Origin of the sequence: Nonomuraea sp. B10E15, from assembly GCF_039871615.1 — a bacterium.
Lineage (GTDB): Bacteria > Actinomycetota > Actinomycetes > Streptosporangiales > Streptosporangiaceae > Nonomuraea.
On the sequence record NZ_JBDPMB010000026.1, the window covers coordinates 85,969 to 111,895 of the forward strand.

A 25,927-nucleotide genomic window follows, 5' to 3' on the forward strand; every position below is an offset into this window, starting at 1 on the left:
GCTCGGCGGTGGTGAGCCGACTACGGGAAACCGGCCTCGTCCCCGGAGACAGGCCGCTCGGGGCCGACCGTTGCCCGTCCGCAAGCCCGCATGCTCAGGCGCAGCTCCATGGGTGGGTGGCGCAAACGGTGATGCACACGCAGTTCGACCACCTGTCGCACTCGCCGTCCCTGATCTCGCCGGGCATCGACGACACGAGGATGTCGAGGTCGAACTCGTCCATGAGAGCGATGTTCGCCGGGTCCTGCGATCTTGTGTCCAGAGCAGGCGCCTCGGACGTCGTGAACTCGGCGAACGCGGTTGGATCGGCCACCTGAACCGTGTCGATGGACATGGTGTTTCCTCCCTTGCTACGCGTGGCTCTTCTCTGCGTCGGACGCTATCCAGCCCGGGTGTGGCGGCGGTGTTGCCCGGGTTGTGCGACGTGCGCTCGCTGGAGGAGGGCGACGAGCTTGAGGAACAGACCATCGGGAACCCCTCGTTCGAGAAGGTGTTCCGGGAGAACGGCCAGGTCTATTTCTCCTTCTGGCCTGCATTGAGCCGCCTGGAGCCATGAATTCTCGCTGGCCGTGAGACCCGCGTGTCACACCTGGGCCACTTCATCAGGTCATGGAGCCGGATCGGGGCAGGCCGCGCGAGCGGCCTTCCGGCGATCAGGCCCGCGTCAACGCCAGCGCCCATACCATACGGTATAGTATGGAAATGCGTGAACCATTCAACGACCGAGGAAAAACATGTCAGCATTACCCGATCCGGTTTGGCCGGTTGTCGTCCTGGCGATCATCCAGGCCGGCGACGCCGTCATGTGCGTCAAACCCGTTCCGTTCATCGCCCAGTGCTTCGAAGACGTGAACTTGCCGCGACGTTACTGGTGGATCATGCCACCGGTGAAATTCGCCGCCGCGGCCGGTCTGATCCTGGGCATCTGGCTGCCCTATCTCGGCGCCGTGACCTGTGTCGCGCTCGTCCTCTACTTCATGGTCGCCATCGCGATGCACATCGCGGCCCGAGACCTCGGCCGCAACCTCTTCCTCAATGCCACCGCCATGCTGCTGATCTGCATCGGAGTCGGCGTCCACAGCTTCATGACATGAAGCTCGTACGCGCCTCGGCGAACGCCGACCACTCCATACCCAATGGTACGTTCGTCGGATGAGCACGGCACGAGACCGGTGGCTGAACGAAGGCCTGAAGGTCCTTGCGGAAGAAGGTGCGGCAGGGATTCGAATCGACCGGATCGCCGCTCGACTCAACCTGTCGAAAGGATCGTTCCACCATCACTTCGATGGCGCCGAGGGATATAAGAAAGCGCTTCTCGCCCATTTCGAGCACCTGTCGGTCGAAGCGCTCGAGAATGCCATTGCCGAAATCGGGGAATCGGCCGGCGCCCGGGTGGTCCTCGCACGGCTGACAGAACTCGTCCGCCCTGGCGGCACCGGACTCTATCGCCCGGAGGTCGACACCGCACTGCGGGCGTGGGCGACTTGGGATGCGGATGTGCGTGCCGTTCAGGCTCGCCTGGACGAGGCCAGGGTGTCCGCGCTCCAGCGGGTGTGGAGATCAGCCGTCGCCAGTGACGAGGAGGCCCGGACGGCGGCCCTGTTGCCCTACCTGCTCGCGGTCGGAGCAACCGTCGTCTTTCCCCCCGTCGACGCCGACCAGCTTCGCGACCTCTACGAGCTCCTCCTGCCACTCGTACCGGACAGCTCCGGCCAGGCACAGGAGTGAGCAGCGACGGCCCGCCCTCATGGAGGCGGGCCGTCAGGTCGGGGAGACTGCCGTGCCAGGCCCATGTAGTGCGCCTTGAGCTCGCCGTCGAGATGTTCGACGGCGTAGCGAAGGGCCGTGCGGGGCATGGTGGCGGCGTACCGGTCCAGGAAGCCGAGCAACAGTGCCCGATCCCGCTTTCCTGCCTCACGGATCCAGCCGCCATAGGCCTTCTGCACCAGGGCAGCCGGATCATCCACCAGGATCTCAGCGATGCCGAAGGCGTCGACGAGATCGTTCTGGCGGATGAAGTAGGAGGTTGCGACGATGGCGGTGCGCCGCTCCCACCAGTGGGCAGAGCGGGCCAGCTCATACAGCGTGGAGCGGGATCTGCCGTACAGGTGGCCTCCCACGACGTACGGCGCGGCCAGGTCCACCAGGTCCCAGGTGTTGATGCGGTCGTGGCGGCCGAGGTAGAGGTCGTACAACTGCGCTCGGCGGGCGTCCGGTGTGCGCTTGCGGCGGGCCTGCTTGTCCATGATGCTGCACGCGCCGACCCTGATCTCGTGCACATCGTTGTCGAGCAGCTTGGCGATCTCGCCCGGCTCCATGTCGATGGATTCCTTGGCCAGTGCGAAGATGTCCCGCATGCGCAGGCCCAGCACGGTGCCAGGCCCGGACGGGCGGTACGTGCGCGTCTCCGGCACCGGCAGGGCCATCAACCGTTCGGTGAACGCGGCACTGGTGGGGGTCATGTCTTGGTTCCTCTCCCTTCTCCGGGGTGGCGGGCGGCCCTGAGGGCGGGATGCGCATGGCATGGCTTGCGGCCCTGCCTGCCGGTCGATGTGGGCTGAGTCAGGACGGCCATGCCGGCACAGGCGTTCCGTGCGCACCGTGATCCACGGTAGAGCCAAAACAGCAGCCTGACCGCCTGACAGGCCGGCCCTTCAGCGGCCGTAGGCTTCCAGCAGCCGCAGCCAGACCTCGCTGACGGTGGGATAGGCCGGGACCGCGTGCCACAGCCGGTCCAGCGGAATCTCGCCGACGACCGCGATCGTCGCCGCGTGCAGCAACTCCGCGACGTCCGGGCCGGCGAGCGTGAAGCCGACGACGACCTTCCGGTCCTCGTCGACGACCATGCGCGCGTGGCCGCGGTACCCGTCGGCCTGCAGGGCGGCCCCGGCGACGGCGCCCAGGTCGTGGTCGACGACCCTGATCCGCAGCCCGGCGGCCTCGGCGGCGGCCGCGGTCAGCCCCACCGAGGCGATCTCCGGCTCGGTGAACACCACCTGGGGCACCGCACGCTCGTCGGCCGTCGCCGCGTGCCGCCCCCACCGGCCGTCCTCGACCGTTTCCCCCTTCGCGCGGGCCACGATGACGTCCCCCACGGCGCGGGCCTGGTACTTGCCCTGGTGGGTCAGCAGCACGCGCCGGTTGACGTCGCCGGCGGCGTACAACCACCCGTCACCGATCGGCGCCCCGTCGTCCCCGAGGACCCGCAGCGTGTCGTCGACCGCGAGCCAGGCACCCGGGGTCAGGCCGATGGTGTCCAGTCCGAGGTCCTGGGTGTTCGGTGTACGGCCGGTCGCGACGAGCAGTTCGTCGGCCTCGATCTGCCCGCCGTCGGTGAGGGTGATGTGCACGGTCCCGTCGCCGGCGCGCTTCACGGCTCCGGCCTCCGCGCCCGGGTGCACCGACACGCCGGCGTCCCGCAGCGACTCGATGACCCGCTCGCCGGCGAACGGCTCCGCGTGCGGCAGCACGCCGTCGCGGGCCAGCATCGTCACCGACGCCCCGAGACCGGCGAACGCGGTGGCCATCTCCGAGGCCACCACGCCACCGCCGATGACGGCGAGGCGGCGGGGGACCTCGTTCGCGGCGACCGCTTCCCGGCTCGTCCATGGCGCCGCCTCGCGCAGACCGGCGATGTCCGGGACCAGCGCGCCGCTTCCTGTCGCGATGACGACAGCGTGCCGCGCGGTCAGCGAGGTCCTGCCGGCGTCGCCTCCGGTCACCTCGACCGTCCGGGCGGACGTGATCCGTCCCTGTCCGCGATACAGCGGAACCCCCACCTGCTCGAGCCAGGCGGCCTGGCCGTCGTCCTTCCAGTGCGAGGCGAAGGCGTCGCGACGGCCGAGGACGGCGGCCACGTCCAGGTCGCCCGTCACCGCCTCACGTGCGCCGGGCACCTGGCGGGCCGCCCGAAGCGCCGCCGCGCTCCGCAGTAATGCCTTGGTCGGCATGCAAGCCCAGTAGGAGCACTCGCCTCCGACCAGCTCCCGCTCGACGATGGCGGCGCTCAAGCCGCCCCGCACCACCCGGTCGGCGACGTTCTCCCCGACCGGGCCCGCGCCGATGACGATGACGTCGTACGTGGTGGCGTCCACGTCAGTTCCCCCTGGCTGCGCGGCCGAGGCGCAGTGCCGAGACGAGGAAGAAGACCCCGCCGAGGACGGCGTAGCCGGCCACGTTGGTCAGCATGGGGTTGGGCGCGGAGGCCCCCAGGAAGAACGACGTCCCGGCCAGCACGGAGATGCCCCCGCTGAGGATCATCGCCCACTGGCCGCCCATCTTGCGACGGCTGACACCGACGATCAGCTGGACGAGCCCGGAGACGACCGCCCAGACACCCCACACGCGCAGGATCGCCGGGGCGCCGGAGGCGCCGGCGACGGCCAGGCCGGCTGCGGCGAGGAGGCTGATCGCGATGTTCACGTAGAGCCCGTAAGGCGGTCCGGCGGCACGGGACGAGCGGGCGTCCACGATCGCCGCGGCGACGTCAAACAGGGGATAAAGGACAATCAGGGCGATACTGAGCGGCCCGAGCTGCGACATGGTGGCGAACAACAAGGCCGCCCAGACGATGGCGAACGCGAACCGCACGAAGTAGAGCCGGCGCAGCGCCAGAGCGACCCCGCTGGTGGAAAGTGTCTCGACGGTGGTCACGATGATCCTTTCGATGGTGTACGGCGGGCGCCGCGATCGGGCGGCTTCCACGCCGACGATGAGACCGAACGTTCTATCGCGACTCAGCATGGCAACGAGGCGCCGAACTGTCAAGACAGAACGTTCTATCTGATAGCTTGGACACCATGGAGCGCACCGAATCCGGAGGGCGACGGTCCGAAGCGCGGGCCCGCCTGCTCGACACGGCGACCAGGCTCTTCTACACGGAGGGGATCAACGCTGTCGGCATCGACCGCATCGTCGCCGAGGCACAGGTCACCCGAGCCACTCTCTACCGGCACTTTCCCGGCAAAGAAGACCTCATCCTCGCCTACCTCAACGAGACCGACCAGGCCGTGCGAGTGGTCACCGACGCCGCCATCGCCGGCGGGCTTCCCGCCGCCGAAACCGTTCGAGCAGTCGGCAGAGCCATCGCCCAGAGCATCCAGTCCCCCGGCTTCCGCGGGTGCGCCTTCCTCAACGCGGTCGCCGAATACCCCGACCCCGACCACCCGGTGCACCGGGCCGTGATCGCGCACCGGCGGTGGTTTCTGGACACCGTCACGGGACTGCTGGCCCGGATCCGGGAAGCGCACGCCGGGCCGGCCGCCCGGCACTTCGTGATGCTGCGCGACGGCGCGATGGCATCGGGCTGCCTGTCCGACCCGGCGCTGGTCTGCGACACCTTTCTTCGCGGAGTCGAGGGACTCCTGCACGCTCACGTCTCACCGGCGACAGGCGGCTGACGGGACCGCCGCGGTCAGCGGCGCTCCAGCGCGCGGTGGGCATCCAGGCCCGAGGCGTCGTCGCTAGCCCGAGGCGGAGTTGCTGCGGAACTGCAGGATCCCCTCGACCCCCTGCAGGAACGTTTCGCGGATCCCCGCCGGATCGGTCAGGCAACCCGATGCCATCGCGCCGTCGCGCAGCATCACGAAGTGCCGGGCGGCGAACTCCGGCGGCGTCTGCCCGACTTGCCCGAGCAGGTCCGTGACGGTGTCAAGGAACCACTCGCGGTGGGCGAGGACGGCTTGGTGCACGGGATGCTCGGGGTCCGGATATTCCGCGACCGCGTTGAGGAAGGCGCATCCGCGGAACTCGGCCGACCCGATGCTCTCGGCGATCGACCTGGCGACGGCCCGCAGGATGTCGACCGCCGGCAGGCCGCTGGCCAGGGCTTCGCCGACCTGGTCGCGAACGGCCTGGTCGATTCCCTGCAGATATGCGACGACGAGCGCGTCCTTGCTGGGGAAGTGCCGGTAGAGCGTGGCACGGGTGACCTTCGCCTCCGCGACGATCCGGTCGATCCCGACGGAGTGCAGGCCTTCCGCGTAGAAAATCCGAGTCGCCGTCGCGAGCAGCCTTGATCGCGCTTCGGAGACCTGGACGCGAGTGTTGTCCACCATCGAGGCGAGCGTACCAGATAGAACGGTCAGTCTTCTGGGAAGCCGCCGGGCGAAGGGCCGGGCCGACGGTCCGCATCGGCCCGGCCACCGGGGGTCAGACTTCCCTGGAGCCGGTAGCTCCCATTAGGCGACGGTCGCGTCCACGGTCACCGGAATGTTGCCGCGTGTCGCGTTGGAGTACGGGCAGATCGCGTGGGCGGCGTCGACGAGCTTGTCGGCCGTCGCCTGCTCCACACCGGACAGTTCGACGTGCAGTGCGGCACTGAGGCTGAACCCGCCTTCCGGTGTCGGGTGAATCTGAACCTCGGCGATGACCGCGGAGTCGGTGATCCGGGTCTTCTGCTGTGCCGCGACAGCCTTCAGCGCAGAGTGGAAGCACGCGGCCCAGCCCGCCGCGAACAGCTGCTCCGGGTTGGTCGCGCCACCAGGTCCTCCCATGCCCTTCGGGATCGCCAGGGAGATGTCGAGCAGGCCGTCGTCGGTCCTCACCTGCCCTCCCGCCCTGCCGTCGCCGGTGGATGTGGCGATGCCGAGATACAGAGGTTTGCTCATGGCTATCTTCCTTTGCGCACAACGGGCGGCGATGCCGACGCCGCGAGACCGAACGTTCTATCGTGCTCTATCATGATGCCGAGCGGCTGCGCCGTCAAGACCGAACGTTCTGTCTCAGACAGGCCGGGATCACCACGTGGACACGACTGGCCACCTTCACCGCCATGCGCTCGGGGTGGCGGTGCGCTCTGTGTGCACCGCGTCCGCGAGATGACGGGTCAGAGCTGGGCGGACCCGCCGTACTCGCCGGCGGAGGGGCACGGGATCACCTGCCGCCGGCTTCGGTAGTATCGCCGGCATGTCTGCTTCGTGCGCGGCCGCTTGTGCCGCAGTGACGAGGACGCTCCGCTAGCGGCGGGGCGTTCGTCTCACTTCTGGTGAACGGTCCGTCGCTCCCCGGTCGTACCGGAGCGGCACGTTTGTGCTGCTCGGAACTTCTTCTGAGCAACGGAGCGCTCGATGCTTTCAGGCATTCTCTTCTCGCGCCGGGACGGATCGTCCCCGGTGCGCGCGTGGCTGGTGCTGTGCTGCATGGCCATGCTGCAGTTCTTCATCGCGGTTGACGTGACCGTCGTCAACGTCGCCCTGCCCTCGATCGGCGCCACCTTCCACGTCGACGGTCACGCGCTGACCTGGGTAGTCGTCGGCTACACGATCACCGGTGGCGGGCTGCTGATGTTCGGGGGGCGGCTGGGCGACATGCTCGGCAGACGACGTGTCCTCCTGCTCGGCACAGCCCTCTTCGGCTCCGCGTCCCTGCTGGCCGGGCTCGCGCCCTCCTTCACTCTCCTGGTGGCGGCCCGGCTGCTGCAGGGAGCCGGCGAGGCGATCGCGCTTCCGGCGGCGATGGCAGTGATCGTGCTCATGTTCCCCGAGGGGCCGCGCAGATCGCGGGCGCTCAGCGTGTGGGCGGCCGTCGCGAGCTGTGGCCTCGTTCTCGGGTTCGCGCTCTCCGGAATCGTCGTCGAACTGCTGGGCTGGCGGTGGATCTTCCTGCTGTCCGTACCTTTCGTCGCGGTCGTGCTCGCCGCGGTGGTCTTCCTCGTGCCGGGTGAACGGCCGGCCGAGCCCTCCCCCGTGGACCTTCTCGGCTCGCTCCTGCTGGTCGCCGCCCCGCTGCTGTTCACCCTCGGGGTCGTCGAGGCGGGGAAGACGGACGGCACGCTGCCATGGCTGCCGCCGGTGGCGCTGGCCAGCGCGGTAGCGGCCGGGGCCCTGTTCGTCAGGGTCGAGCGCCGTGCACGGAACCCGCTCGTGCCGCTGCGGTTCTTCCGCAGCCGGCCCCGCGTCCTGGCCAACCTTGCCACCGCCCTGCTGAGCGCGGCGCTGTCCACCTCGTTCCTGCTGTTCACCTACTACCTGCAGAACCGGTTGGACGCCGGTCCGTTCCAGGCCGGCCTGGTGATGCTGCCTCTGGCGGTGTTCCTGATCGCGGCCTCGGTGCTGGTTCCCCGGCTGCTCGGCCGGTGGGGCGCCCGGGCCTGCGTTCTGGCCGGGATCGGCTGCACCGTGCTGGCGATGGCGGCCATCGCTCTGGCCTCCTCCCTCCACGCCGGCGCCTTGGCGATGGTTCCGGCGATGATGCTCATCGCCGCCGGGATGGGGTTCGGGATCGTCGGGCTGCAGTACGTCGCGGTGACCGGAGTCACCGAAGACGACGCCGGCATCGCGTCCGGTGTCCAGCGAGCGGCCGACCAACTGGGCGGCTCCACCGGGATCACGATCTACGTCGGTATCGGGTTCGCTCCCGCCTTGGACGGCATCGACCCGTTCCTCGCCAGTAGTGCCCTGGCCATCGCCGGGCTCGCCGCAGCCGCCTTCGTCACCTGGCGGATCTCCATGCCCGCCGCGGTGCAGGAAGAAGAGACCGTGTGATCCCTGGCAGGGCCGTGTCCGGCACGTCCTGGCCCGGCCCAGCCTGAAGGATCTTGCTGGGACGGCCGCATCGTGAAGGCCCTCGGCGGCGCCGGTCGCGGTCACCGTCTCCCCTGCGCCAGGCTGGTCATTCCCCCGCGTCGCGGACCAGGAGCGCGATCTGCACCCGGTTCGCGACCGCCAGCTTGGCGAACAGGTTGCCGGTGTGCGCCTTGACGGTCGCGACGCTGATGTGCAGCCGCTCGGCGATCTCCGGATTGCCCAGCCCGTCGGCGATGGCCCGAGCAGTGTCGAGTTCTCGTTCGGTCAGTGCCGACAACCGTTTCCGCGCGGCTTCGCGGGAGGAGTCGCGAGCGGCGGAGGACTGTGGACCGGTGGCTGCGGCGATCACCCGTACCGTGGCCGCCGGAGACAGCGCGGGGTTCCCGTCCGCGACCGTCCGCACCGCGTCGGCGATCTTCGGCGGCGGGGTGTCCTTGAGGACGAACCCGAGTGCTCCGGCGCGCAGCGCGCCGAGCACCAGATCGTCGGAGTCGAACGTGGTCAGCATGAGCACCCGCGGCGGCGCCGGCCGGGTGAGGATCTCCCGGGTCGCGCTGAGACCGTCACGGCCGGGCATGCGCACGTCCATCAGCACGACGTCCGGCCGCTGCTCGTCCACCACGGTGATCGCGGCGTCCCCGTCGGCCGCCTCCGCGACGACGGTCAGGTCCGGCTCGCCGTCGATGACGAGTCGCAGCGCCATCCGTACCAACTGGTCGTCGTCGACGATGACGACACGCACCGGCTCCCGCTCGGTATCCACTCACGTTCCCTTCTCGTGATCGTCCCTTGGCCAGGGCACTCGGGCGGTGAGGAGGTATCCGTGGTCGGCTGTCGGGTGGTGGTGAAGTTCTCCGCCGGTGAGGGCGACCCGCTCGGAGAGACCGAGCAGGCCGAATCCCGACGTCGGTGGTTGTGCGATGGTCGTGGTGGCCGGCGAGTTGCGGACGCTGACGTGCAGGTCGTCGCCGGCTGCTCCCGCGAGGGTGATGTGTACGCGTGCGCCCGGGGCGTGTTTGGCGGCGTTGGTCAGTCCTTCTTGGACGATCCGGTAGCAGGTGCGTCCCACGAGGTCGGAGGGCTCTGCCGTCACGGTGGTGGCGAGCGTGACGTCCAGTCCGGATGCGCGGGCGTCGGCCACCAGGTCGGGCACGCGGTCGAGGGAGGGTTGTGGTGGCTCCGGGCGGCCCGGGTCGGCTCGAAGCACACCGAGGACGCCCCGTAGTTCTTCCAGTGCTTGGTGGGAGCTGTCGGCGATGCCCCGGATCAGCACCCGGTTCTCCGTGGCCGTGAGATCGCTGCGGTGGTCCAGCACCCCGGCCTGCATGGCGACCAGGGAGATGCGGTGTGCGAGCACGTCGTGCATCTCGCGGGCGATCCGGTTCCGTTCCAGGGCCCGTGCCTGCGCCGCTCGTGCGGTCTGCTCCCGTTCCGCGCTCTCCGCCCGGTCCCGCAAGGACCGCACTTCGGCGCGCCGCGCGCCGACGGCCATGCCCATGGCCACCGCGATGCCCGCGGTCAGTGCCGGAAACGCGAGGTCCAGCCACATCGAGCCGGGCGGGCTCTGGATCGATTGAACTCCTCTCTGGCCTGAGGGCCGGAGATTCTCCCGTCACACCGTGGTTAAGCGGCGCGCGGGGGTTGACGCTTCACAGACCGCCTAACGGCGAGGTCTCCACGTCCTGACACCGCAGTCCCTGCGGCGTTCTCGACATTGATCGCGGCGTTGATATCGGCGTGGCCGACCCAGCCGCAGTCGGGGTTGGTGCAAGCGAAACGGATGCCCTGGCGTGCTGCCGGGTCGCGGTGCCCGCACCGGTGGCAGGTCTGCGACGTGCCCGCCGCGGGCACTTTGACCACGTTCCCGCCTCGGTCGGCGCTCTTGTACTCCATCAGGGTGACCCCTCGACCCCACGCCTCGCCGCTGATCGACCGGTTCAGCCCGGCCTTTTGCGCGACGTTTCTTCCGGGGGCTTCGATCGTGCCCTTCGCCGAGCGGACCATGTTGGGGATCTTCAAATCCTCCACCACGATCAGGCTGAACGTGTCAGCGAGTTCGGTGGTGGTCTGGTGCTGCCAGTCGAGGGCGCGACGCTTGGCTATCGCGCGTACCCTGCCGATCTGGGCGTAGGTGCGGGCCAGTCGATGCGAGGCCGGCCGGCCCGGCGGTCGGGTGGCCCGCTGTCGGGCTGATTTCTTCTCCAAGCGGCGCAGGTGCTCGCGTTCGCCCCGGCTCAGCCAGGGTTTGTGCTCGCGTGTGGTGCCGTCCGACAATGCCAAGGCGACATTGACGCCCCGGTCGATTCCCACCGCCGGACCCGGATGCGCCTGCTGGAGGGCAGGGACCAGGGTTTCGGTGCGGAACACGATGGACCAGCCGAACGCGTCTTTGACCAGCCTGGCCCCGGTGATGCGTCCTTGTGGGCCGCCCCGGGTAACGCCCGGCAGGTCCTTGGTCCAGCGGAACCGGACGCGGCCCACTTTGGGGAGGTTCGCCTCGCCCCAGCGCCGGTTGATCCGTTGGATGCGCAAGTCGCGGGCTTGCGGGACGTCCACCGCCATCCGGGTATGGAACCGGCCCTTGAACGTCGGGCGTTGGGCCGGGTGGTCGGGGTTGAAGAAGTTCGCCCACGCTTGGCGGTAGGTCTTCAGCACCGCTTGCGCTGCTTGGGCGGGGAGTCGAGCCAGCCAGTCGATCTCGTGGCGGGCTTGGCGTATCGCGGTGTCGCATTCCTTCAGCGAGGCGAAGCGGCCTTGGCGGAAGGTGAAGTACTCGTGCAGCAGGTTCCACAGGGCGTGAGCGGCATGGGCTTGACCATCGGCCACGGCAGCCTGGGCCGCGCTGAGGTCGAGTCGCGCCACGCGTGCCCGCGCCTGCTTCACCAACTCCACACACTGATCGTATCATTTGGTTTATGTCACCGCGATGGAAGCCGAATCCTGATGTACGCACCGGACGGCACGTTGTTTACACTCTCCACGCTCATTTGGTGTTCGTCACGAAGTACCGGCGCGGGGTGTTCACCGACGAGATGCTGGTCCGTTGCGAGGAACTCATGCGCCAGGTCTGCGCCGATTTCGAGGTCGAACTGCGCGAGTTCAACGGCGAACACGACCACGTCCACCTGCTGGTTCACTATCCGCCCAAGGTCGCTCTGTCCAAGCTGGTGAACAGTCTCAAGGGAGTCTCAGCGCGGATGCTGCGCAAGGAATACGCACCCCACGTCAAGAGGTATCTGTGGGGCGGTCATTTCTGGTCCGGCTCCTACTTCGCTGGGAGCGTTGGCGGCGCACCACTCACCGTACTCAAGCAGTACATCGAGCAGCAGAAACGACCCGTCTGAGGTTAGGCCACGGACACGCTGCCAGGTCAGAGCACGCTCGCGCCCTAGCAGGCACTCCCGCGTGGGCCTTCACCCCCGGCGTGAACGCCGGAGCACTGGCCCACAGTTCGGTAGATCGCGAAGACGAGGAGCAGGTCGGGCACGAGGGCCGCATGGTGTAGCACCCACTGCATGGCCACGGCCAGCATGCTGGTGCCGGTCACGACCGCCAGCACCGGAACGGGCCACCGGCGGCGGACCGCCAGCGGCAGCCCCGTGAGAACTCCGGCGAGGATGGGCAGCGGCTCGACCTGCCCGTCGGGCGGTATCTCCTCGATGGTGGCCACCACGGCGAAGAACGTCAGGAACACGGCGATCGCCACATCGCCGACGAACTGGAACGCGGGCCGCGCGCTGCGTCGGGCCCGGGGTGTGGACCGACGCGGCAGCCTACAAGGGCTGGATCAGCAGGACGACCGGCATCCGCAGCGCCCCCTAGCTCACCGCCTGCTTCACCAACGCTCCGACCCGCGCCTCCACCTCGGCCGTCACCTCGGTCAGGGCGAAGGCGGCCGCCCACATGGGTCCGTCGTCCAGGTTCGCCAGGTCGCTGAATCCGAGCGTCGCATGACGTGTCCCGAACTTCGCCGCGGGCTGGAAGTGGCAGACGATTTTGCCGTCCCTCGCATAGGCGGGCATCCCATACCAGAGCTTCGGCGCGAGGGCCGGGGCTCCGGCCGTGATGACGGCATGGAGGCGTTCGGCCATGACCCGGTCCGATTCCGACATCTCGGCGATCTTCGCGAGCACGTCCCGCTGATCCTGTGCCGCCTTGTCGGCGCGTGAGCTGCGGCGCGCCGCCTTCTTCTGCTCTTGGGCGTGCTCCTTCATCGCGGCCCGCTCCTCGGCCGTGAATCCCTCGTACGTGCTCTTGCCGGTGCTGCTCATGACGGATCTCCCCTTTTGTGGATCTCGATGTTCGGGGCCGGGATGTCTCAGGCGGACGTGGTCTCCCAGACGAAGCCGTCCGGGTCGGTGAAGGGCCCTGCGTCGCTGCTGATCACGATCCGGTGCGATCCGGTGCCCTCCTGCGAGAGGCCGGTGTCCTTGGCGAGGGCCCGGCGAGGGTAGAGGGCCAGCGTCACGGGCGCCGATGGGGTGTCGAACTCGACGTACTTGCCGCCGAAGCTCTTGGCCACGGCCAGGCCGCGGTCGACGTAGAACCGCTTGCTCGCCTTGACGTCCGCCACTCCCAGCAGGAGCGCGATCTGGTCGATGTGCCGCGCGGCGGGGCCGGTGTCCTTCTTCTTCGAGGTCGCCAGCTTGCAGATCGTCCCGTCGGGGGCGCGTACGACGCCGCCGTAGCCCCAGAAACCCTTCGTGGCCGGCTTCAGCATCGTCGCGCCGGCGTCGAGGGCGGCGGCGATGAAGGCGTCGACGTTTCCCGGCTGGGACACCACGAGTGACAGCGCGAACCCGCGAAAACCGGTCGTCGGCGCATCCGAGGCGCGTACGTTCACATAAGAGCCCAGGCCGAAGGCCTGGTAGAAGGCGTCCGCGGCCGAGGGGTCGGGCACTTCCAGGGTGACGGATCTGAAGGAGGTCATGGCACGTCCTTTGAGTGAGGTGGGTTTCTCTGAGCGCGATGGGTTCGTCGTCGTGTCGGCGGCCGCTACGCCGCGGACCCGGGAGGGGCGGGTCCGCTGCTCACCGGTCCTGGATCAGCCCGAGGACGTTGCCATCGGGATCGATGACGGTGGCCACCAGGCGGCCGCCACCGACCTCGTGCACGGCCTCCTTCACGGTGGCCCCCGCGGCGATGACCTCGGCCACCTTCGCCTCGATGTCCGGCACGTGCCAGTAGGCCACCGGCGAGGTCATGCCCTGCGGTCCACCTCCCGGCACCAGCCCGATGTGCTGGCCTCCGGCGTCGAAACCGACGTAGTAAGGCGAGTCGTTCTGCGGAGGCACACCGAGCAGGGCCGCGTACACCGCCGTGGCCTTGCCCAGGTCGGACACCGGGTGCAGCACGGTCCTGATTGCCTGGGGGGAAGAGCCGGTCATGGTCACTCCTGTCGTCGCGGTTCCGGTGTGTGCAACAGCATGGCCGCCGACACGGCCGGCCCGGATCCGTGGCGACCACGGACCCGACCACGGACCCGACCACGGGGCCCGACCAGGGGCCCGACCACGGACCCGGCTGCGGGTCCGGGCACGGAGCCGAACCCGCAGCCCGACGCGAAGCCAGGAGCGGAGCCGGAAAGCGGAGGCCTGAAGCAGGGAAGTGATTACGGCAGAATGGGGCAGTGGTCGCAGGAGCGGATATTTCACCTCGCGAGGCTGAGGTGCTGGCGCTGGTCGGGGAGCACCTCAGCAACGCCGAGATCGGGGCTCGGCTGTTCATCGGGGTACGTACCGTGGAGACTCATGTCTCCTCGCTGCTGCGCAAGCTGCAGGTGCCGGATCGGCGGGCGCTTGCCCAGCGTGCGCCCGAGGTGACCGGCGCCGGTCCGTCGCACCCCGCGCCGGTGCTGCCGGCCCCGCTGACGTCGTTCGTCGGGCGGGCGCGCGAGCGGACCGAGCTGGCCGAGATGATCAGTGCCCACCGCCAGGTGACCGCCGCCGGGCCGGGCGGAGTGGGCAAGACCCGTCTGGCGCTGGCGGTGGCCGCGGAAACGGCAGGCGAGTACGCCGACGGGGTGTGGTTCGTCGACCTGGTGCCGGTCACCGATCCGAGCATGATCGCCACTGCGGTCGCCGGGGCGCTCGGCCTCGGTGAGCAGCCGGGCAGCGACATCACCGAGTCCGTGCTGGCCACGCTGGCCGACCGTCATGCGCTGCTGGTTCTGGACAACTGCGAGCACGTGGTGGACGGGGTGGCGCTCCTTCTCGAGCGGCTGCTGGCGGCGTGCCCCGGAGTGACGGTGCTGGCGACCAGCCGGGCACGGCTGATGGTGCCCTTCGAAAGGGTGTATCCGGTGCCGCCGCTGTCGCTGGCCGCCGATGACGGGTCGGATGCGGTCACGTTGTTCATGGAGCGGGCCGCGGCGGTCGGCCGGCCGCCTGATCCTCTGCTGCGCGAGTCGATCGCCTCGATCTGCGAGCGGCTGGATGGCATGGCGCTGGCGATCGAGCTGGCCGCCGCCCGGTATCCCGCGCTCGGGCTGGACGGCATCACCGCCGCCTTGTCCCACCCGCTCCGCATGCTCACCGGTGGTTCCCGCGCCGATGAACGGCACCGTTCGGTGCGGGCGGCGCTGGACTGGAGCCACGCCCTGCTGGAGCCGGTCGATCGGGCGCTGCTGCGCCGGGTGTCGGTGTTCGTGGCGCCGTTCACCGCCGCGGCGGCCGCGCAGGTGGCCGGTGACGCCGCGGAGGAGATGGGCGAAGGTGCCGCGGAGGCGGCCGGGAGCCGTGAGGGCATTGTCGCCGAAGGACTGGCCCGGCTCGCCGAGCAGAGCCTGCTGGTGGTGACGGCCTCGCCGGGCGGGACCGAGTACCGGGCGTTGGAGACCATCCGCCAGTACGGCTGGGAGCGGCTCGCCGAGGCCGGCGAGCTGGTCGACGCCCGGTCCCGGCACCTGCGCTGGTGCCTGGCCGGGGCCGCCGGTCTGGCGGAGGTACGTGCGGACTGGCGGGCCCGGTTCGATCTGGTGGCCGACGACCTCCGCGCGGCCCTGGCGTGGGCGGCCGACCGGCCGGAGCAGCGCACGGACGCGTACGACCTTGCCCGGCGCCTGGCGGAGCTCACCTTCACCCGTAACCTGACCGGCGAGTCCCAGCGGCGCTACGAGCAGGCGGCCGCGCTCGCGACCGACCCCGCCGCCGGCGCGTCGATGCTCCGGCGGGCCGCGGCCGTGGCCGGCTGCCGGACAGCCGGTGACGACATGTACCGCCTCCGCCGGGAGGCCGCGCAGGCCGCCCGCAGCGCAGGTGACACCGCCGGCGCCGCCGCCGACCTGGCGAGCGCCGCGACCATCGCGTTCCGGTTCTCGACCACGTTCGTACGTCTCCCGCCCAGGGAGGAGGCGCTCGCGCTGATGGCCGAGGCGCGGGAGTCGGCCGGCGACGATCCGGCCGCGCAGGCCGCGGTGGCGCTCGCCGAGGCGGCGGTGCTCACCGACGCGTTCGGCGCCGCCCAGGGCCCGCCCGGCAACGCCGTACCGGAGACGGTGGCGCGCGCGGAGCGGGCGGTCGAGCTCGCCCGCCGGACCGGCGACCCGCTCGCCGAGTCGGCCGCGCTCGACGCGCTCACCGGCGCCCAGAGCTGGGCCGGCGACACGTTCGCCACCGCGGCCACGGCCCGGCGCCGGATCGCCCTCCTGTCATCCCTGCCGATCTCGCCGGCCGGCACCCACGAGCTGATCGACGCGCTCGGTATAGCCACCGAGGCCGGCCTGGGTGCGGGGGACGTGCCAGGCGCCCGCCGTTGGGCACGCCAGCTGGCCGACCATCCTTCGCTGGCGGAGGTCGGTCACCGCGCCACGTGCCGGCTGCTGATGGTCGACGCGCTGGCAGGCCACGTCGACGAGGTGCTCGCCGGCAGCGTCCGGTTCTCCGAGGCGTGGCGGCGGGCAGGAAGCCCCACCGTGTCGCTCCTCTGCCCGGCGGTGGCCGCTGTGGCGATGATCCACGGCCTCCGCGACGACCACGACGCCCGGCGCGAATGGCAGGACATCCTGGATCGGCTCGGCACCCCGCCGGAGCACACCTACGGCTACGGGGCGGTCTTCGACGCGATCCTGCTGCTGCACCGCGGGCAGGCGCCGCAGGCGCTGGAGCGGATGGCCCCCGAGCCCAGGCAGGTGTGGAAGTGGGTCACCTGGATCTGGCACCACTGGTACGTCGCCCTGCGCGCCGAAGCCGCCGTGCTCGCCGGGAGCTCCGGCGCCGGCGCCGCCGTGACCGAAGCCCGGACCGTCGTGGCCGGCAACCCGGTCGCCACCGCCCTTGTGGAGCGGGCCCAGGCGCTGCTCGACAGCGACCAGGAGCGGCTGCTCGCCACGGCGGACGCGCTCGATGCCGCCGGCTGCCGCTATCAGTCGGCGCGGACCCTGGTGCTCGCCGGCGGCGACCATGCCGCCCGCGGCCAGGCCGCGCTCGCCGGCCTCGGCCTCGCCCCTGTGGCCCTCCGGTGAAGCCGACGCTCGCCGCCGAGGGCGTGCAGCGTCCTCGCGAGGTGTTCGCACGGTGAGGGTGCGGCCCTGGGTGAAGTCCTTCCCCAGGGCCGCGACTTCTCGGGCTCGAAGGCCGGGTGCCGCGCGGTCGGTCACCGGCGGTGCAGGGTGAACCAGTATGTCGGCACGGCGTTGGTGCCGGGCGTGACGTCGGTCAGGTCCCAGCCGGTGAAGCGCGTACGCAGCTCATCGGCGGTGACACCGCTCCAGCCGTCGTCGAAGCCCTCCGGGCCGTACCCGAACATCAGCAGCCGCGCTCCTGGCAGGGCACGACGGGTGATCCCGGCGGCGTAGGCGTCCCGACGGTGGTGGGGAATGCCGCAGTAGCAGCTCAGGTCGAAGAACAGGCTGAACCCGTCACCGACGGCGAGTTCGTCCAGCCGGGTCACGTCGCCGCAGAGCAGCTTCGCCTGCCGGCCGGCGGCGTCGGCCTTGGTCCTGGCCTGCTCGATGGCGCGGTCGATCAGGTCCACGCCCACCACGTCCCAGCCGTGGCGGGCGAGGTAGGCGGCGTTCGTGCCGGTGCCGCAGCCCAGGTCGAGCGCCCGCCCGGGCGGCAGCGCATCCGGCCCCTCCACGGTGTCGACCAGCTCGGGAGCCGGGATGCCGCTGTCCCACGGTGGCCTGCCGGACATGTAGTAGGCCTGCAACATCTCCTTGACGGCGATCTCCCTGCCATCGTCGTCGTCCCTTCCCTGGCTGAAGTACGACCACGCCGCGCGTTCCAGATCCATCACTGCTCCCTGTTTCTAGAGTTGATTACTAGAGACGACATCTAGATATACAGTTCGGCACGACAGTTGTCCAGCCTGGAGTTCACGGGAAGAGCGGCGGTCCATGCCGTATCGACGCCACCGGGGACGGAACCGACGGCATGCAGCTGCAGGCAGGCCCGGGGGACGTCACGGGGCGGTCGCCGTACGGGGATCCGGTGGCGGGTCCGCCACCGCGGTTCAGCGGCCCGCCCTCACGTCACGAGGAGGCGAGCCCGCGCCCGAGCGTGCGATCGAGGGCGACGCGGGTGAGCCAGCCCAGACCGGCCGTGAAGAGCGGCGGCCACACGACCGGCCCGAAGGTGTAGCCGACCAGCACGGCGAGGGGGATCCACACGCGGTGCACGGCCTGGTGGAGCGCGCCCGGCGGGCGCACGCCGGCGAACCGCGTCACATCGGGGAACACGAAGAACGCCAGCGCTGCGATAGCCACCTTTTTGTGGGTACTTGTCGAGCGGGGCGGGCCGGGCCGAAGCTTGGTCGTGCGGGCCGAAAAGGCCCTAGACAGCCAGACGGGACGGGGAGGCCGGCCGTGTCTCAGGAAACCGCGTGGGACGGCTCGGCCAGCTGTTCCAGGCGACGATGGCCCCAATCGGAAAGCGGCTCCAGCACTTCGGAGAGCTCACGGCCGAACGAGGTCAGCGAGTACACCGTCTTCAGCGGCCGTACGTCGTACACCTCCCGGTGGACCAGCCCGTCGGCCTCCATCTCCCGCAGCGTCTGAGTCAGCACCTTCTCGGTGAGTCCCGGCAGCCGCCTGCGGAGCTCGCCGGGGCGGTGCGGGCGGGACTCGAGGAGCCAGAGCAATGCCGTTTTCCATTTGCCGTCGATGACCGCGATCGCCGCGGTCACGCCGCACACGTTCGGGTCCTGAGCGCGGCTGCGCGTCATCGCCATCCCCTTCGTCACCGTTCACTCATTGCCATGGAGTTGCAGCATGACCTCACACAACACTGCCCAGTCTGCCGTCACCGTGCTCGGCCTGGGGCCGATGGGCCGGGCCCTGGCCGGCGCCTTCCTGGAGGCCGGCGTACGGACCACGGTCTGGAACCGGACGCCGGGCAAGCAGCGGGACCTCGTCGAGCGGGGCTCGGTCAGCGCTCGATCACCCGAGGAAGCGGTCGGTGCGAGCAGTCTGACCGTGGTCTGCGTGGTGAACTACGACGCGGTGGACGCCATCGTGCGGCGTGCCGCGGTCACCGACGCGCTCCGCGGGCGCGCACTCGTGAACCTGACCGCCGACACCCCCGACCGAGCCCGGGACACCGCGACCTGGGCGGCCGAGCACGGCATCGGGTATCTGGACGGTGCGATCATGACGCCGACCACGACCATCGGCACGCCCGCCGGGGTGTTCCTCCACAGCGGCCCCGAGAAGCTCTACCGCGAGCACCGGCCGACGCTGGACGCCCTCGGCGGCGCCCACACCCACCTCGGCGAGGACGTCGGCAGGGCGGCCGCGTACGACATCGCCCTGCTCGACATCTTCTGGACCGCGATGGCAGGTTACGCACATGCGCTGGCGGTGGCCAGGGCTGAGGGGGTCACCGCGCGGGAACTGGCACCGTTCGCCAAGGGCATCGGCACGATCCTTCCGCCGATGTTCGACCAGGCCGCGGAGGATGTCGACCACGGCAGGTTCTCCGACGACATCAACCCGATCACGTCGGCGGTGTCGTCCATGGCCCATATCGTCCACGTCTCGGAGTCCCATGGCATCGACGCGGGCGTGATGCGCGCGGCCGAAGGGCTGGCGCGCCGCGCCATCGGACGGGGGTACGGCACCGACGGGTTCCTCCGGACCACCGACATCCTCAACCCTCCGTGAGGGGCCTCGGGCACACCGCTACGCGCTGACGACCTCGCCACCGATCACGCAGGTGGGGGTAGCTGCCCGCGCACCCATGCAGGATCGGGGTTGACGTGCACCCGGCCCGCCACCACAACGGTCGGCACGGTCTCGTCACCGTTGTTGGCCGCCCGCACCGCCGCCGCGCCGGCCGGGTCACGCCAGATGTCGACCCAGTGCACCCGGCGGGCGCCGCGGCCCAGCCGGATCCGCAGCCGCAGGCAGTACTTGCACCCCGGCCTCCAGTAGACGATCGGCCGGCCGTCGACCGCGCTGCGGCGTTCTGCCTCCGCCGCGGCGATCGGCCGCGGGAAGGCCAGCGACGAGTGCAGCCCTGCGAGGAGCCCGTACACCAGCAACAGCGCGACGGCCGCGCCGGGAGCACCCCTGGACACCAGGGCGACCGCCACCAGCGTGCCGCAGACCGCGAGCACCGTCGGCAGGACCCATGCGCGGTTCATGTGACGCAGGCTATCGGTGACTCGAAAGCCGACGGATGCCGAGGTGGTCGCACGTCCCATCGCTCGCATCAAGCGCATGGCGCCGCCCGTGTCCGGGGTTGCCGGCAGGTATCAGGCGCGCAGGTTCCGGCCGAGGAAATCCCTGATCAGCCGCGCCACCTCGTCGAGGGCGCTCTCCAGGAGGAAGTGGCCGCCTTCGAGGAGGTGGATCTCAGCCTCGGGCACGTCGGCGGCGAAGGCGCGGGCGCCGTCGGGGCCGAAGATCTCATCCCCCTCGCCCCAGACGGCCAGCAGCGGTGGCCGTCGTTCGCGCAGGACTTCGTGCAGGCGGGGGTAGAGCGGCGGGTTGGTGGCGTAGTCCAGGAACAGGGCCAGTTGGACGCGGTCGTTGCCGGGGCGGGAGACCAGGGCGACGTCGTGGTGCCAGGTGTCGGGGCTGACGAGGGTCTCGTCGGGCACGCCGGTGAGGTACTGCCAGCGGATCGCGTCCAGAGTGAGCGCCTGCCGGACGGCCTTTTCGGTCTCGGGTGTCTGTTCGCGGTGGTAGTCCCAGACGGTGGTCCAGAAGCTGGGGACGAAACCGGCTTCGTAGGCGTTGCCGTTCTGGGTGATGACCGCCGTGATCGCGTCCGGGTTGTCCAGGACGAGCCGCCAGCCGATCGGGGCGCCGTAGTCCTGCACGTAGATGGCGTAGCGGGAGATGCCGAGCTGGTCGAGCAGGCCCGACGTCAGCCCGGTGAGCGCGTCGAAGGTGTAGTCGAAGTCTTCGGCCGGCGGCGCGTCGGACAGCCCGAACCCCAGGTGGTCGGGGGCGATGACGTGGTAGCGGTCGGCCAGTGCCGGGATGAGCTCGCGGAACATGAACGAGCTGGTCGGGAAGCCGTGCAGCAGGACGATGGCGGGCGCGTCCGCGGGTCCGGCTTCGCGGTAGAACAGCCGCCGGCCCTGCACGGTCGCGTAACGGTGGTGGACGTTCGCCATAACTAACCCCTTTGATCTGATTGAATGGTTAGACTGAAGCAGAAGCGGCTATAACCTGTCAAGCAGCAATCAGGGGTTAGGCAATGTTCGAGACGATGACATGGGCGGACGAAGACGTGCTGTTGGACCTGCTCAACAGCACTCCGGTCGTCGACGGGATCCACCAGGACCTCCTCGCCGATCCGGCCGAGGCGCGCACCTGGCTGCGGCAACGTGGAGGCGACGGGTCATCGCCGGAACGCGACGCCGTCCGGCAGGTCAGGGACGCGTTGCAGGAGATTCTCCGCGGCGACCTGCCGGGCAGCGCGCTGGGGCCTTTCCTCGAAGGCGCCACCTACCGCCCGGCCATGTCGGAGCGGGGCGTGGAATGGTCACTCGACGTCCCAGCCGGGCGGGCGATGAGCGTCAGGGTGATCCTGACCTGGGACGCGCTGGAGCGGACCCGGCCCGGGCGGCTGAGGCCCTGCGCCAACAGCGAGTGCAGGCTGTTCCTCCTCGATCGCAGCAAGACCAACCGGGCACGCTGGTGCTCGATGGCCGTGTGCGGCAACCGGATGAAGGCGCGGCGGCACTATCAGCGCACGCACCAGCCGCCGGCCGGCTGAAAGGAGCCGCCGCCAGGCCACGCCGCGGCCTTCGAACCATCGGGGACCGCCCAGCGCGACGTCGCGATCAGAAATAACGCCGCGCCGCCTCCTTACAGCGTGCGAGCGAACCATTCGTGCAGCGCGGCGCCGACCTGCGCCGGATCCTGGGTGTCGACCTCGCCCAACTCGTCGCGTACGCGCGCGATCGCCCGGCAGCAGCACCCCGCAGGCGCCACTACCAGCGGCTCATCCGTTTCCGGCCGCGCCGGGGTCGCGTAGCCGCACGCACACCGCGTACGGCGCGTCGTCCTGCTCTCCGCGCATCCCCTCGACCGGGCCGCGGGTGCGGATCTCGCCCGCGTACCGCATGCCGATGCGCTCCATCACCGCTCGTGAACGCCCGTTGTGGCGGGCCGTGCACGACACCACCGCTCGCGCCCCGAGGACGTCGAACGCGAACGCCAGCCCGGCGCGGCCGATCTCGGAGGCGTACCCGCGCCCCCAGAACTCCCGCCGCAGCGCCCAGCCGATCTCGAGCCAGTGCGCGTGCGCCACGAACGGGTGGCGGGCCTCGTGCGCGTCGCGCACCCACGGCTCCGCCGGAAGGAACGCGTAGAGCTGACCCCAGTCGTCGTCGACCGGCGTGCGCGAAAGTCCGCCGCGGCCGACGACCTGGCCGCTCACGCGGTCGTAGGCGACCCATTTGTGCACACCGTGGAGGCGCCACGAGTCACCCATGAACCTCGCCCGTTCCTCCGCCTGCTCGAAGCTCGGCCTGCCGGCGCCGTACCACGGCCAGACCTCCTCGTCGCCGTGCACGAGCCAGAGGTCGGAGGCGTGAGCGGGGCCGGCCGGCTCCAGCCGCAGGCGCGTGGTGAACCGGACGCCGGCGGCGCCGGCCGGTGGCGGATCTGCCATGCGGCACAGCGTCCCACGACGGGCGGCGGCGCGTCCGCAAGAACGCGCGAGCATTTCGACGAACGTTTCTGCACCTTCCTGCACCTTTCCTGACGGCGATGGCATCGGCGTCCATGCGCCGGTCCTCGCCATCGCCCGCCCGCCCGGCCGTGACCGGGGCGGGCCGGTACGGCGTGAAAGTTTCACCCTTCATTGACAGGCGGAAAGCGCTTTCCTACGGTGTGGGCGTCCACGACGACGAAGGTGGTACGAGATGAGACGAGCAGTCGCGCTGCGACTCCATGCGGCGCTGGCCGCGCTGGCCACCGCGGCCGCGGTCGGTGTGACCTTACCGGTGACCCAGGCCTCGGCGGCGGCCGGCAGCGCCACCGGCTACGCGACCGGCAACGGCGGGACCACCGGCGGTGCGGGCGGGCAGACGGTGCGGGCCACCACCGGCACCGCGATCCACGCGGCGCTGTGCAACCGGGCCAGCAGCTCCACCCCGATCACCATCGAGGTGGAGGGCACCATCAACCACGGCAACACCAGCAAGGTGTCGGGCGACAGCTGCAACACCGCCGACGACGTGATCGAGCTCAAGCAGATCAGCAACGTCACGATCATCGGCGTCGGCAACGGGGCCGTCTTCGACCAGCTGGGCATCCACATCCGCGAGGCCCGCAACATCATCATCCAGAACGTGACCATCCGGAACGTCAAGAAGTCGGGCTCGCCCACGTCCAACGGCGGCGACGCCATCGGCATGGAGAGCAGCGTCCGCAACGTCTGGGTCGATCACGCCACCCTGGAGGCCTCGGGCGGGGAGTCTGAAGGCTTCGACGGCCTCTTCGACATGAAGAACGACACCCAGTACGTGACCCTGTCCTACAGCATCCTGCGCAACTCCGGCCGCGGCGGGCTCATCGGGTCCAGCGAGAGCGACCGCTCGAACGGCTACGTCACCTTCCACCACAACCGGTACGAGAACATCGACTCCCGCACCCCCCTGCTGCGTGGCGGCATCGCCCACATCTACAACAACCACTACGTGGACCTGCACGAATCCGGCATCAACTCCCGGGCCGGGGGCCGCGCCAGGGTGGACAACAACTACTTCGAGGACTCCAAGGACGTTCTCGGCACCTTCTACACCGACGAGGCCGGCTACTGGCAGGTCGGCGGCAACATCTTCGACAACGTGACCTGGTCGAGCCGCGGCGACGAGAACAACCCCGCCGGCCCCGACCCGCAGTCGAACACCTCGGTCAGCATCCCCTACTCCTACAGCCTCGACCAGGCCGGTTGCGTCCCGGACGTCGTCCAGCAGACGGCCGGCGCCAACAAGGGCATGCTGGTGTCGCCCGGCAACTGCTCCGACCCGCAGGAGCCCACGACGCCCCCGACCGATCCCACCGACCCGCCGACCACGCCGCCGCCCAGCGGGACCAACCTCAGCATCGGAGCCGGCTCCGACGGCTCCAGCAAGGCAAGCGGGACGAGCTACGGCAACGTGCGGGACGGCGACATGAGCACCTACTGGTCGCCTTCCGGCTCGACCGGTGACATCTCGGTCAAGTGGGGCTCCGCCACGACGGTCGGCAGGGTCGTCATCCGCGAGGCGTCAGGCTCCTCGGGCGCCATCGGATCCTGGCAGCTCGTCAACCACGACACCGGGGCCGTCCTGAAGTCCGGCAGCGGGGCGGGCGCCATCACCTTCACCCCGACCTCGCTGAAGAAGATCACCTTCAGGATCACCGGCGCGAACGGCACGCCGAGGGTCGCCGAGTTCGAGACCTACGCCTCGTAGCTCCGTCTGCTGATCCACGGAACGTCCCGGAACCGGAGACCGCTCCGTACACCGAACGCGAAGCGTGTCCCCCTGGTGTCGTGATCTTCCGACACCAGGGGGACACCTCCAGGCGAGCCGGGCCAGGCGGACCGCACCCTTCACCACCAGGCGAAGGCGAGCCAGGCGAGGAGAGGTGCGACCACGATCGAGACGAGGCCGTAGGTGAGCAGCTGGCGGAACAGGCGCGGCCGGACCGAGGGCTCGGCGGCGCCGAGGATGAGGCCGCCGGTGATGCCGAGCGGGTTGATGTCGACCAGCACCGACGCGAGGGCGAGGGCGAGCACGCCGCCGACCGGGGAGACGCCGGCGGCCACCAGCGGGGGCAGCAGCGGCATGACGGTCGCGAACACCGCGATGGAGCTGGCGGCGAAGGACGTGACGCCGGCGATGTAGCAGAGCACCAGCAGGCTGAGGAGCGGCGACCCTTCGATCGTGAGCAGGTCGCTGATCTGTTTGAACGCCCCCAGGTGCTGCATCAGGCCCACGTACGTCAGCAGGCCGCCGATCAGCAGGACCACGTTCCACGGGATCCTGGACACGATCGCGTCGACCGGCAGCCGGAACACCAGTTGCAGGACCAGCGCGGCGGTCAGGCCGAGATAGCCCACGTTCATGTCGAAGCCGACGGACAGGGCGACGACGGCGAGCATGCACAGCAGGGTGAAGCCACGGGCTCCGGGTCGCGTCTGCGGGGTGGCGGGCGCGGGTGCGGCGACCGTCGCCGTCCGGGTGCCGCCACCGCCGGACGCGGGCTCCGGCTCCGGCTCCGGGGATGCCGTGCCGGCCGGCTCCGGCGCGGCGGTGCCCGGTCCCGGGTCCTGGACGGTGGCGCCCGGCCCGGCAGGGTGGGCCGTGGCGGAGACCGCGGCCCGGCCGCGTGGGATGCCGCCGCTCCACAGGCCGACGACCAGCAGGCCCGCGCACACCACCAGGCCGGCGAGCAGCCCGCCGGACAGGAAGGCCACCGGGCCCGAGCCGGGCAGGCCGATGCCGAGCTTGGTGCTCAGCTCGCGTGCGGTGACGCCGTAGACGGCGAGCGGCGACAGCAGCCCGCTGATGATCCCGGTGACGCCCAGGACGGCGGCGATCAGCGGCGAGGTCCGGTACCGCGCGGCGAACCCGAGGGCGATCGGCGAGACGATGGCGGTCGCGGCCGCGGGCAGGGTGCCGGCGGCGGTGAGGACGGCGCCGATGGCGAAGGGAACCAGGGAGATCAGCACCAGCCGGCCGCCCGCCAGCCGGAGCAGCAGGTCCAGTAACCAGTCGAGGGTCCCGTTGCGCTGGGCGACGGCGAACAGGGCGGTCACGCCCACGATGAGCACGAAGAAGTCGGCCGGGAAGAACCCCGTCACGTCGTTCGCCGGCACGCCGGCGGCGAGCCCGAGGATGAACGCCGCCGCCAGGGCGCCCAGCCCGAGGTCGAAGCCGGGTATCAGGGTCGCCGCGAGCAGGGCGGCCAGCACGATGATGGACAGAGTCGCGACGGTCATGAGCACGCTCTT

The 25,927-nt window shown here is 70.2% G+C and carries 31 protein-coding genes; 10 read left to right on the top strand and 21 right to left on the bottom strand.

All coding sequences use genetic code 11. From position 1 onward, the window contains the following. Nucleotides 1-94: 94 nt before the first annotated feature. Nucleotides 95-334 carry a hypothetical protein gene (locus ABGB14_RS42795; RefSeq protein WP_347649614.1) on the bottom strand — a complete coding sequence of 80 codons (240 nt, stop codon included), beginning with the start codon at nt 332-334 and terminating at the stop codon, nt 95-97. 60 nt (nt 335-394) lie between these two features. Here ABGB14_RS42795 and ABGB14_RS42800 point away from each other — a divergent pair, with 60 nt between their 5' ends. The 3 genes from ABGB14_RS42800 to ABGB14_RS42810 all read left to right on the top strand — a co-directional run bounded on the left by ABGB14_RS42800 (nt 395) and on the right by ABGB14_RS42810 (nt 1,728). Further along, nucleotides 395-556, top strand: a complete 162-nt coding sequence (locus ABGB14_RS42800; protein WP_347649615.1) for a hypothetical protein — start codon at nt 395-397, stop codon at nt 554-556. Between the two features lie 178 nt (nt 557-734). After that, nucleotides 735-1,094, top strand: coding sequence for a DoxX family protein (locus tag ABGB14_RS42805; protein ID WP_347649616.1), 360 nt, complete (start codon nt 735-737; stop codon nt 1,092-1,094). Nucleotides 1,095-1,152: 58 nt separating this feature from the next. Next, the gene (locus ABGB14_RS42810) at nt 1,153-1,728 is read left to right on the top strand and encodes a TetR/AcrR family transcriptional regulator (RefSeq protein ID WP_347649617.1); all 576 of its coding nucleotides are present in this window, start codon (nt 1,153-1,155) and stop codon (nt 1,726-1,728) included. Nucleotides 1,729-1,745: 17 nt separating this feature from the next. Here ABGB14_RS42810 and ABGB14_RS42815 read toward each other — a convergent pair whose 3' ends face one another. From ABGB14_RS42815 to ABGB14_RS42825, 3 genes are all read right to left on the bottom strand, one after another. Beyond that, entirely contained in the window at nt 1,746-2,462 is a 717-nt protein-coding gene (locus ABGB14_RS42815) for a DNA alkylation repair protein (RefSeq protein WP_347649618.1), read from the bottom strand. Between the two features lie 192 nt (nt 2,463-2,654). After that, complete coding sequence (locus tag ABGB14_RS42820) at nt 2,655-4,094, bottom strand: NAD(P)/FAD-dependent oxidoreductase (RefSeq protein WP_347649619.1); 1,440 nt, start codon at nt 4,092-4,094, stop codon at nt 2,655-2,657. A gap of 1 nt (nt 4,095) precedes the next feature. Continuing rightward, the gene (locus ABGB14_RS42825) at nt 4,096-4,653 is read right to left on the bottom strand and encodes a hypothetical protein (RefSeq protein ID WP_347649620.1); all 558 of its coding nucleotides are present in this window, start codon (nt 4,651-4,653) and stop codon (nt 4,096-4,098) included. Between the two features lie 146 nt (nt 4,654-4,799). Between ABGB14_RS42825 and ABGB14_RS42830 the strand changes: the two genes are divergently transcribed. Beyond that, on the top strand, nt 4,800-5,399 hold the full coding sequence (locus ABGB14_RS42830; protein WP_347649621.1) for a TetR/AcrR family transcriptional regulator: 600 nt from the start codon (nt 4,800-4,802) through the stop codon (nt 5,397-5,399). Between the two features lie 63 nt (nt 5,400-5,462). On the opposite strand, the gene ABGB14_RS42835 is transcribed toward ABGB14_RS42830, so the two are convergent. Further along, a complete protein-coding gene (locus ABGB14_RS42835; protein ID WP_347649622.1) occupies nt 5,463-6,056 on the bottom strand; it encodes a TetR/AcrR family transcriptional regulator in 594 nt (197 codons plus the stop codon). Nucleotides 6,057-6,179: 123 nt separating this feature from the next. Next, nucleotides 6,180-6,614, bottom strand: coding sequence for an organic hydroperoxide resistance protein (locus tag ABGB14_RS42840; RefSeq protein ID WP_347649664.1), 435 nt, complete (start codon nt 6,612-6,614; stop codon nt 6,180-6,182). A gap of 453 nt (nt 6,615-7,067) precedes the next feature. Between ABGB14_RS42840 and ABGB14_RS42845 the strand changes: the two genes are divergently transcribed. After that, nucleotides 7,068-8,483 carry an MFS transporter gene (locus ABGB14_RS42845; RefSeq protein WP_347649623.1) on the top strand — a complete coding sequence of 472 codons (1,416 nt, stop codon included), beginning with the start codon at nt 7,068-7,070 and terminating at the stop codon, nt 8,481-8,483. 127 nt (nt 8,484-8,610) lie between these two features. On the opposite strand, the gene ABGB14_RS42850 is transcribed toward ABGB14_RS42845, so the two are convergent. From ABGB14_RS42850 to ABGB14_RS42860, 3 genes are all read right to left on the bottom strand, one after another. Then, nucleotides 8,611-9,288: a response regulator transcription factor gene (locus ABGB14_RS42850; RefSeq protein WP_347649624.1), complete on the bottom strand. Its 678-nt coding sequence runs from the start codon at nt 9,286-9,288 to the stop codon at nt 8,611-8,613. Beyond that, nucleotides 9,289-10,074 carry a histidine kinase gene (locus ABGB14_RS42855; RefSeq protein WP_347649625.1) on the bottom strand — a complete coding sequence of 262 codons (786 nt, stop codon included), beginning with the start codon at nt 10,072-10,074 and terminating at the stop codon, nt 9,289-9,291. Between the two features lie 74 nt (nt 10,075-10,148). Then, nucleotides 10,149-11,417 (bottom strand): transposase, encoded by a 1,269-nt coding sequence (locus ABGB14_RS42860; protein ID WP_347649626.1) that lies wholly within the window; start codon nt 11,415-11,417, stop codon nt 10,149-10,151. Between the two features lie 23 nt (nt 11,418-11,440). On the opposite strand from ABGB14_RS42860, the gene tnpA reads away from it, so the two are divergent. Continuing rightward, a complete protein-coding gene (gene tnpA / locus ABGB14_RS42865; RefSeq protein WP_347649627.1) occupies nt 11,441-11,869 on the top strand; it encodes an IS200/IS605 family transposase in 429 nt (142 codons plus the stop codon). Nucleotides 11,870-11,913: 44 nt separating this feature from the next. Here the strand turns inward: tnpA and ABGB14_RS42870 are convergent, their stop codons facing one another. The 4 genes from ABGB14_RS42870 to ABGB14_RS42885 form a co-directional block, all read right to left on the bottom strand. Then, nucleotides 11,914-12,231: a hypothetical protein gene (locus ABGB14_RS42870; protein WP_347649628.1), complete on the bottom strand. Its 318-nt coding sequence runs from the start codon at nt 12,229-12,231 to the stop codon at nt 11,914-11,916. Nucleotides 12,232-12,343: 112 nt separating this feature from the next. Then, complete coding sequence (locus ABGB14_RS42875; RefSeq protein ID WP_347649629.1) at nt 12,344-12,796, bottom strand: DUF1801 domain-containing protein; 453 nt, start codon at nt 12,794-12,796, stop codon at nt 12,344-12,346. 47 nt (nt 12,797-12,843) lie between these two features. Continuing rightward, nucleotides 12,844-13,455, bottom strand: coding sequence for a glyoxalase (locus ABGB14_RS42880; RefSeq protein WP_347649630.1), 612 nt, complete (start codon nt 13,453-13,455; stop codon nt 12,844-12,846). Nucleotides 13,456-13,555: 100 nt separating this feature from the next. After that, nucleotides 13,556-13,912 (bottom strand): VOC family protein, encoded by a 357-nt coding sequence (locus ABGB14_RS42885; RefSeq protein WP_347649631.1) that lies wholly within the window; start codon nt 13,910-13,912, stop codon nt 13,556-13,558. Nucleotides 13,913-14,154: 242 nt separating this feature from the next. Between ABGB14_RS42885 and ABGB14_RS42890 the strand changes: the two genes are divergently transcribed. Further along, complete coding sequence (locus tag ABGB14_RS42890) at nt 14,155-16,986, top strand: LuxR C-terminal-related transcriptional regulator (RefSeq protein ID WP_347649632.1); 2,832 nt, start codon at nt 14,155-14,157, stop codon at nt 16,984-16,986. A 131-nt stretch (nt 16,987-17,117) separates the two neighbouring features. On the opposite strand, the gene ABGB14_RS42895 is transcribed toward ABGB14_RS42890, so the two are convergent. The 3 genes from ABGB14_RS42895 to ABGB14_RS42905 all read right to left on the bottom strand — a co-directional run bounded on the left by ABGB14_RS42895 (nt 17,118) and on the right by ABGB14_RS42905 (nt 18,707). Beyond that, on the bottom strand, nt 17,118-17,759 hold the full coding sequence (locus ABGB14_RS42895; protein ID WP_347649633.1) for a class I SAM-dependent methyltransferase: 642 nt from the start codon (nt 17,757-17,759) through the stop codon (nt 17,118-17,120). Between the two features lie 238 nt (nt 17,760-17,997). Next, entirely contained in the window at nt 17,998-18,231 is a 234-nt protein-coding gene (locus ABGB14_RS42900; RefSeq protein ID WP_347649634.1) for a hypothetical protein, read from the bottom strand. 104 nt (nt 18,232-18,335) lie between these two features. After that, nucleotides 18,336-18,707 (bottom strand): helix-turn-helix domain-containing protein, encoded by a 372-nt coding sequence (locus ABGB14_RS42905; RefSeq protein WP_347649635.1) that lies wholly within the window; start codon nt 18,705-18,707, stop codon nt 18,336-18,338. Between the two features lie 28 nt (nt 18,708-18,735). On the opposite strand from ABGB14_RS42905, the gene ABGB14_RS42910 reads away from it, so the two are divergent. Beyond that, nucleotides 18,736-19,626, top strand: coding sequence for an NAD(P)-binding domain-containing protein (locus tag ABGB14_RS42910; protein WP_347649636.1), 891 nt, complete (start codon nt 18,736-18,738; stop codon nt 19,624-19,626). Between the two features lie 44 nt (nt 19,627-19,670). Here ABGB14_RS42910 and ABGB14_RS42915 read toward each other — a convergent pair whose 3' ends face one another. Next, nucleotides 19,671-20,108: a glutaredoxin domain-containing protein gene (locus tag ABGB14_RS42915; protein WP_347649637.1), complete on the bottom strand. Its 438-nt coding sequence runs from the start codon at nt 20,106-20,108 to the stop codon at nt 19,671-19,673. Nucleotides 20,109-20,219: 111 nt separating this feature from the next. Next, entirely contained in the window at nt 20,220-21,089 is an 870-nt protein-coding gene (locus tag ABGB14_RS42920) for an alpha/beta fold hydrolase (RefSeq protein WP_347649638.1), read from the bottom strand. A gap of 95 nt (nt 21,090-21,184) precedes the next feature. Here ABGB14_RS42920 and ABGB14_RS42925 point away from each other — a divergent pair, with 95 nt between their 5' ends. Then, nucleotides 21,185-21,694, top strand: coding sequence for a CGNR zinc finger domain-containing protein (locus tag ABGB14_RS42925; protein WP_347649639.1), 510 nt, complete (start codon nt 21,185-21,187; stop codon nt 21,692-21,694). Nucleotides 21,695-21,786: 92 nt separating this feature from the next. Here the strand turns inward: ABGB14_RS42925 and ABGB14_RS42930 are convergent, their stop codons facing one another. Together ABGB14_RS42930 and ABGB14_RS42935 are read right to left on the bottom strand one after the other, a co-directional pair. Then, nucleotides 21,787-21,912 carry a hypothetical protein gene (locus ABGB14_RS42930; RefSeq protein ID WP_347649640.1) on the bottom strand — a complete coding sequence of 42 codons (126 nt, stop codon included), beginning with the start codon at nt 21,910-21,912 and terminating at the stop codon, nt 21,787-21,789. 10 nt (nt 21,913-21,922) lie between these two features. Beyond that, the gene (locus tag ABGB14_RS42935; RefSeq protein ID WP_347649641.1) at nt 21,923-22,594 is read right to left on the bottom strand and encodes a GNAT family N-acetyltransferase; all 672 of its coding nucleotides are present in this window, start codon (nt 22,592-22,594) and stop codon (nt 21,923-21,925) included. Between the two features lie 253 nt (nt 22,595-22,847). On the opposite strand from ABGB14_RS42935, the gene ABGB14_RS42940 reads away from it, so the two are divergent. Continuing rightward, entirely contained in the window at nt 22,848-24,383 is a 1,536-nt protein-coding gene (locus tag ABGB14_RS42940) for a polysaccharide lyase family 1 protein (protein WP_347649642.1), read from the top strand. A 140-nt stretch (nt 24,384-24,523) separates the two neighbouring features. Here the strand turns inward: ABGB14_RS42940 and ABGB14_RS42945 are convergent, their stop codons facing one another. Then, nucleotides 24,524-25,915 carry an SLC13 family permease gene (locus ABGB14_RS42945; RefSeq protein WP_347649643.1) on the bottom strand — a complete coding sequence of 464 codons (1,392 nt, stop codon included), beginning with the start codon at nt 25,913-25,915 and terminating at the stop codon, nt 24,524-24,526. Between the last annotated feature and the right edge of the window lie 12 nt (nt 25,916-25,927).